Annotated in this window: 5 protein-coding genes and 1 pseudogene; all 6 read right to left on the reverse strand. The window is 44.1% G+C overall.

Going from position 1 to position 6,506, the window contains the following annotated elements:
* Positions 1–227 precede the first annotated feature (227 nt).
* A complete protein-coding gene (gene acnD, locus GBN19_RS13945) occupies positions 228–2,852 on the reverse strand; it encodes a Fe/S-dependent 2-methylisocitrate dehydratase AcnD (protein ID WP_151778545.1) in 2,625 nt (874 codons plus the stop codon).
* Positions 2,849–4,009, reverse strand: coding sequence for a bifunctional 2-methylcitrate synthase/citrate synthase (gene prpC / locus GBN19_RS13950; protein WP_151778546.1), 1,161 nt, complete (start codon positions 4,007–4,009; stop codon positions 2,849–2,851). Before prpC ends, acnD begins: the two co-directional genes overlap by 4 nt.
* Before the next feature lie 65 nt (positions 4,010–4,074).
* Entirely contained in the window at positions 4,075–4,959 is an 885-nt protein-coding gene (gene prpB / locus GBN19_RS13955; RefSeq protein ID WP_151710238.1) for a methylisocitrate lyase, read from the reverse strand.
* A complete protein-coding gene (locus GBN19_RS13960; protein WP_151710237.1) occupies positions 4,952–5,653 on the reverse strand; it encodes a GntR family transcriptional regulator in 702 nt (233 codons plus the stop codon). The genes prpB and GBN19_RS13960 overlap by 8 nt, the downstream gene beginning before the upstream one ends.
* Before the next feature lie 237 nt (positions 5,654–5,890).
* Positions 5,891–6,088 carry a hypothetical protein gene (locus tag GBN19_RS13965; RefSeq protein ID WP_151778547.1) on the reverse strand — a complete coding sequence of 66 codons (198 nt, stop codon included), beginning with the start codon at positions 6,086–6,088 and terminating at the stop codon, positions 5,891–5,893.
* Between the two features lie 148 nt (positions 6,089–6,236).
* Positions 6,237–6,380, reverse strand: a pseudogene (locus tag GBN19_RS13970) (transposase domain-containing protein); the annotation flags it as partial.
* Positions 6,381–6,506 lie beyond the last annotated feature (126 nt).

Raw genomic sequence — 6,506 nt, forward strand, 5'->3', positions numbered from 1 at the left:
TATTGAGGCATACGCCTTTAGAGTCGGCAGGTAATTTGCCTAGACATTTAGAGCATTTATTAGAAAGTTCAAAAATGTATGTATTACCTGAAAAAAGGCATAGGCTGTGTCCAAGAGTAGTTAAAGCAAAACCTGCAAAATATCCAAAGAAAAAATGCCAATCAGCTTAACTGACTGGCATTAACTTCACAGTAGGGCTTTTCTCAAACAATTTCAAATACTTTTAATTAAGCAGTCAATGGCTCTTTCTGCTCCTGACCTTCCAAAAAGTCCTGAGCAAAACGCTGCAACACACCACCCGCTTCATACACAGACACTTCTTCTTCGGTATCTAAACGGCAAGTCACGGGCACTTCCACAACTTCATTTTGCCCATCTGCCGTTGAATGCTCAATCACCAAAGTCAAGTCAGAACGTGGCGCAATACGACCAATCACGCTGTATAACTCAGTACCATTGAGCTTCAAGGTATTGCGGTTCACCCCTGCTTTAAACTCAAGTGGTAAAACGCCCATACCCACCAAGTTAGTACGGTGAATACGCTCGAAACCTTCCGCCACAATCGCTTCAACACCTGCAAGACGAACACCTTTGGCAGCCCAATCACGGCTAGAACCTTGACCATAGTCCGCACCCGCAATGATAATCAGCGGTTGCTTACGGTTCATGTAAGTTTCAATCGCTTCCCACATCCGCATCACTTCGCCTTCAGGCTCGACACGCGCTTTTGAACCTTGTTTCACCGTACCGTCAGAACGGCGAACCATTTCATTAAACAGTTTCGGGTTGGCAAATGTTGCACGTTGTGCCGTTAAGTGATCTCCACGGTGCGTTGCGTATGAGTTGAAGTCTTCTTCAGGCACACCCATTTTGTGGAGGTATTCACCTGCCGCAGAGTCCATCAAAATCGCATTGGATGGTGATAAATGATCTGTGGTGATGTTATCGCCCAAAATCGCAAGCGGACGCATATTTGCCAACGTGCGCGGTGCAGCCAAAGCACCTTCCCAATATGGCGGACGGCGAATGTAAGTACTTTTCGGACGCCAGTCATAAAGCGGGCTTTTGGCTTGCTCAACTTCGCCCAAGTCAAACATTGGAATGTAGACTTTACGGAATTGTTCAGGCTTCACGGCTTCTTTAACCAGTGCATCAATTTCTGCATCACTTGGCCAAATGTCTTTCAGGTAAATCGGATTGCCGTCTTTGTCTGTGCCTAGTGCATCTTTTTCGATGTCAAAACGCATGGTTCCTGCAATTGCATACGCCACAACAAGCGGTGGAGATGCCAAGAATGCCTGTTTTGCGTATGGGTGAATACGACCATCGAAGTTACGATTACCCGAAAGTACCGCTGTGGCATACAAGTCACGGTCAATAATTTCTTGCTGAATCTTCGGATCAAGCGCACCTGACATCCCATTACAGGTCGTACATGCATACGCCACGATACCAAAACCGAGCTTTTCAAGATCGTGCAATACGCCTGCTTCTTCCAAGTACAGGGCAGCCGCTTTAGAACCTGGTGCAAAAGACGATTTCACCCACGGTTTACGGGTTAAACCCAATTCATTGGCTTTACGTGCTAACAAACCTGCGGCAACTGTATTGCGTGGGTTTGAAGTATTGGTACATGAGGTAATTGCCGCAATGATGATTGCACCGTCAGGCATTAAGCCATCAGTACGCTGCTCAACCACACCCGCAATACCTTTTTCTTTCAAATCAGCCGTAGAAACACGTGCATGCGGATTCGATGGCCCTGCAATATTACGGGTCACTTTCGACAAATCAAAACGTAAAACACGTGGATATTCGGCTTGTTTCAAACTGCTTGACCATAAACCAACGTGTTTGGCATAGGTTTCAACCAATTCAACTTGAGCATCTTCACGACCTGTCAGACGTAAGTAATCAATGGTGTTTTGGTCGATATAGAACATCGCTGCGGTTGCACCATATTCAGGCGTCATGTTGGAAATCGTAGCACGATCTCCCACTGACATGCTGTCTGCACCTTCACCGAAAAATTCGAGATAGCCACCAACTACACGTTCTTTACGCAAAAATTCCGTCAAGGCAAGTACGATGTCCGTCGCGGTAATGCCTGATTGACGTTGACCTGTTAGCTCAACCCCAATAATGTCGGGCAGACGCATCCAAGATGCGCGACCCAACATCACGTTTTCAGCTTCCAAGCCACCGACACCAACAGAAATCACCCCCAACGCATCGGTATGTGGGGTATGCGAATCTGTACCAACACAGGTATCTGGAAATGCCACGCCATCACGCACTTGGATTACTGGTGACATTTTTTCCAGATTAATCTGATGCATAATGCCGTTACCCGCAGGAATCACATCGACATTTTTAAATGCAGTTTTTGTCCACTCAATAAAGTGAAAACGGTCTTCGTTACGGCGATCTTCCACCGCACGGTTTTTGGCAAATGCATCTGGATCAAAACCGCCGTATTCCACTGCCAACGAATGATCGACAATGAGCTGAGTCGGCACGACTGGATTGACTTTAGATGGGTCACCGCCTTTATCAGCAATGGCATCACGCAGACCTGCAAGGTCAACCAGTGCGGTTTGCCCTAAAATGTCATGACAAACCACACGCGCAGGAAACCACGGAAAGTCCAATTCCTGTTTGCCTTGAATAATTTGCAGCAAATAATCGTTGATTTTTTCAGGTTCAGCACAGCGTACAATATTTTCGGCATGCACACGGCTGACATACGGCAGCTTTGCCCAAGCCCCTGCTTGTAGGTCTTCGACTGCCTGTACCACATCAAAATAATCTAAGTTGCTACCTGGTAACGTTTTACGGTACTGGGTGTTCATGCATCACGCTCCGCAAGTGGCACAAATTTCAGGTTTTCTGGGCCTGTATAATGTGCGCTTGGTCGAATAATCTTGCCATCTTGGCGTTGTTCAATCACATGTGCCGACCAGCCTGCGGTACGTGCAATCACAAACAATGGGGTAAACATGGCTGTTGGTACGCCCATCAGGTGATAACTCACTGCACTGAACCAGTCGAGGTTCGGGAACATGTTTTTCACTTCTTTCATCACAGATTCCAGACGCTCCGCAATGACATACATTTTTTTATTGCGCTGTGCATCGGCCAGTTCAGCAGCAATTTTCTTGATCACATCATTACGCGGGTCGGCAATGGTATACACAGGATGGCCAAAACCAATCACCACTTCTTTGTTTTCAACACGTTTACGAATATCGGCTTCAGCTTCATCGGCAGAGTTATAACGCTGCTGAATCACAAATGCGACTTCATTTGCACCCCCGTGTTTTGGCCCACGCAATGCACCAATCGCCCCTGCAATGCTCGAATACATATCTGAACCTGTACCCGAAATCACACGCGAGGTAAATGTTGACGCGTTAAATTCATGCTCAGCATACAAAATCAAAGATGTATGCATGGCTTGAATCCATTGTTCACACGGTTTTTCACCATGCAACAAATGCAGGAAGTGCGCGCCAATTGAGTCATCATCAGTTTCAACTTCTATGCGTTTGCCGTTATGGCTAAAGTGATACCAATACAACAGCATTGAACCCAAACTTGCCATCAACTTGTCAGCAATATCACGCGCACCTGCATAGTTATGATCATCATGTTCTGGCGTTAAGCAGCCCAAAACCGAAACACCTGTACGCATGACATCCATTGGGTGAGCAGACGGTGGCAGTTGTTCCAAGGCAGTTTTTAAACCTGCTGGCAAACCACGTAATGCCTTGAGCTTAGCTTTATAAGCACTCAATTCCGCAGTATTTGGCAGCTTACCATGTACCAGTAAGTACGCCACTTCTTCAAACTGGCAATGTACCGCCAAGTCTAAAATGTCATAACCACGGTAATGCAGGTCATTTCCGCTACGTCCTACTGTACATAGCGCAGTGGTGCCAGCGACTTGACCGCTGAGCGCCACTGATTTTTTTGGTTTGAATTCTGTTTTTTCAACTTGTGTATTCATGACAGTTTCCTTTTGTCTGTTTGATCTTGTTGTAAAAATTAGGGGGCAATTTGAGTGTCAGATGCTTATTTATTTTTAGCGAATGAGGCATCTAAATACTGTTCAAACTGATGATAGTTAATACGGTCATACAACTCTTGACGGGTTTGCATAGTATCAACTACATTTTTCTGTGTGCCTTCTTGACGCAAAGTCTGATACACATTTTCAGCTGCTTTATTCATGGCACGAAATGCAGACAGTGGATACAATGCAATGCTAACATCGGCAGACGCCAATTCGTCTGTGGTAAATAAAGGCGTAGAACCAAATTCGGTAATATTCGCCAAGATCGGTACGTGTACAGCATCGGCAAATTGTTTGTACATCGACAGTTCAGTAATCGCTTCAGGAAACAGCATGTCTGCACCTGCTTCAATATATGCCCCAGCACGATCAATCGCAGCTTGTAAACCTTCGACTGCCAAAGCATCGGTACGCGCCATAATCACAAACTTGTCATCGCCACGCGCATCAACTGCGGCCTTAATGCGATCAACCATTTCTTGTTGTGAAACAATCGCCTTATTTGGACGATGTCCACAGCGTTTTGCCCCAACCTGATCTTCAATGTGCATGGCTGCTGCGCCAAACTTGATTAACGATTTGGTGGTGCGTGCAATGTTAAATGCTGAAGCACCAAAGCCTGTGTCTGCATCGACCAATAATGGTAAATCACAAACATCGGTAATACGGCGCACATCGGTCAACACATCGTCCAAGTTACTAATGCCTAAATCAGGCAAACCTAATGAGCCTGCGGCGACCCCACCTCCTGATAAATAGATGGCTTTATAGCCTGCACGTTTTGCCAGTAAGGCGTGGTTGGCGTTGATCGTACCGACGACCTGTAACGGTTTTTCAGCCGCAACAGCATCGCGGAAACGCTGACCCGCAGATAAATTAGACATGTTTTTCTCCTTGAGCTTGAATCCAGTTGGATTCAATATTTTTATAAGATGCAGCGATATGACGGCGCATCAACAATTCGGCAAGTTCGGCATCGCCATCGGCAATCGCATCTAAAATACGAATATGTTCGTTAAAGGCCTGATGCGGGCGATTTGGCGTTTTGGAAAATTGAATACGGTACATACGAATTAGGTGATATAGCTCATCACACAGCATTTTTTCTAAGGTTTTGTTACCACTGGTTTTAATGATGCAATAGTGAAAGTCATCTTCACCTTCCTGCAAAAAATACCCCTTACCCGCTTTAAAGGCATCGTCTTCAGCGTGACGCTTTAAAATATCCCTTAACGCAATAATCTGTTTTTTATCAATATGCTGTGCAGCAAGGCGACAAGCGAGACCTTCAAGGTTTTCACGAATCTGATAGAGTTCATGCAACTGTTGATGCGAGAGTGACACCACACGCGCACCGACATGGGCAGTCCGTTCAACCAGTTTTTGCCCTTCTAGGCGGTGAATCGCTTCACGCAAAGGACCTCGACTAATGCCATAAACACGCGCAAGTTCAGGTTCAGAAATCTTGCTTCCTGCAGCAAGCTCACCACAAATAATCGCCGACTGGATTTTATAAAAAATCTGGTCTGTGAGCGTTTGGTAGCCCTTCTCAATAGGGTTTTCTGACAAATTTTGCATAGTGTTGACAATTCTTATTGAAGATCACTAAATTATGCTTATTTTTTAGCAAAATACAAATAATTGTCAACAATACAATCCACATTCTACGACTAAGGTGCTATAAGCCGAAAATTTGGATTATTTTTTAATCTATTTTTTTGAATTGTTGACAATCTAAGAATTAAAATCCTCAGATATAAAAAAGCCCTTTGCGATAACAAAGGGCTTACAATCATTAAGACGATATTTAAAGCTTTAAACTTTTATCCAAACAGTCCCTTCATCGACTTTACGCAATGAAAATGAAAAGAGCTCATCATCTGCCGTGACCAAATATGTATCATGGGAATCATGAATAACTTTTAATAATGTCCCCATATCATATACTTTTGGCTCACAGCCTTGTTTCTCATGTTTAATGGTTTGAAGTAATTCAACCAAAATGTGATCCATATCTCATACCTCAATAATTTTGCTGCTTTATATACATATCATAATTTTTTTTGACCCTGTTCACTGTGAATTTAAAGTAACAAACTTTATATAATTTGATCATATTTTCGATATAACGTAAGCGTCCGCTGAATCCCATGCCTATTTTTTAATTTTGGTCGGATTTCCAGCGGTGTGGCAGTAATTCTTCTATTTGTGTCACTTTATGTGTCGGCAGCCTTTTCAGCACATCACTTAAATAGGCATACGGATCCAGTCCATTCAGCTTTGCTGACTGGATTAAAGTCATGATATAGTCAAACTACTTTATTATTCATACAAGATTCGAAAAAAACTCGAAATAACTCATCGACTGAGTCGATCAACCATTCTTTACGCTTACGTTTAACCCATGCCCACATCTGTTCTATAGGATTTA

The sequence above is a fragment of the Acinetobacter brisouii genome (assembly GCF_008993995.1).
Taxonomy (GTDB): Bacteria; Pseudomonadota; Gammaproteobacteria; order Pseudomonadales; family Moraxellaceae; genus Acinetobacter; species Acinetobacter brisouii_A.

Coding starts and splice junctions, on each gene's coding strand:
- acnD (WP_151778545.1), bottom strand. CDS start 2,852: ATGAACACCCAGTACCGTAAAACGTTACCAGGTAGCAACTTAGATTAT.
- prpC (WP_151778546.1), bottom strand. CDS start 4,009: ATGAATACACAAGTTGAAAAAACAGAATTCAAACCAAAAAAATCAGTG.
- prpB (WP_151710238.1), bottom strand. CDS start 4,959: ATGTCTAATTTATCTGCGGGTCAGCGTTTCCGCGATGCTGTTGCGGCT.
- GBN19_RS13960 (WP_151710237.1), bottom strand. CDS start 5,653: ATGCAAAATTTGTCAGAAAACCCTATTGAGAAGGGCTACCAAACGCTC.
- GBN19_RS13965 (WP_151778547.1), bottom strand. CDS start 6,088: ATGGATCACATTTTGGTTGAATTACTTCAAACCATTAAACATGAGAAA.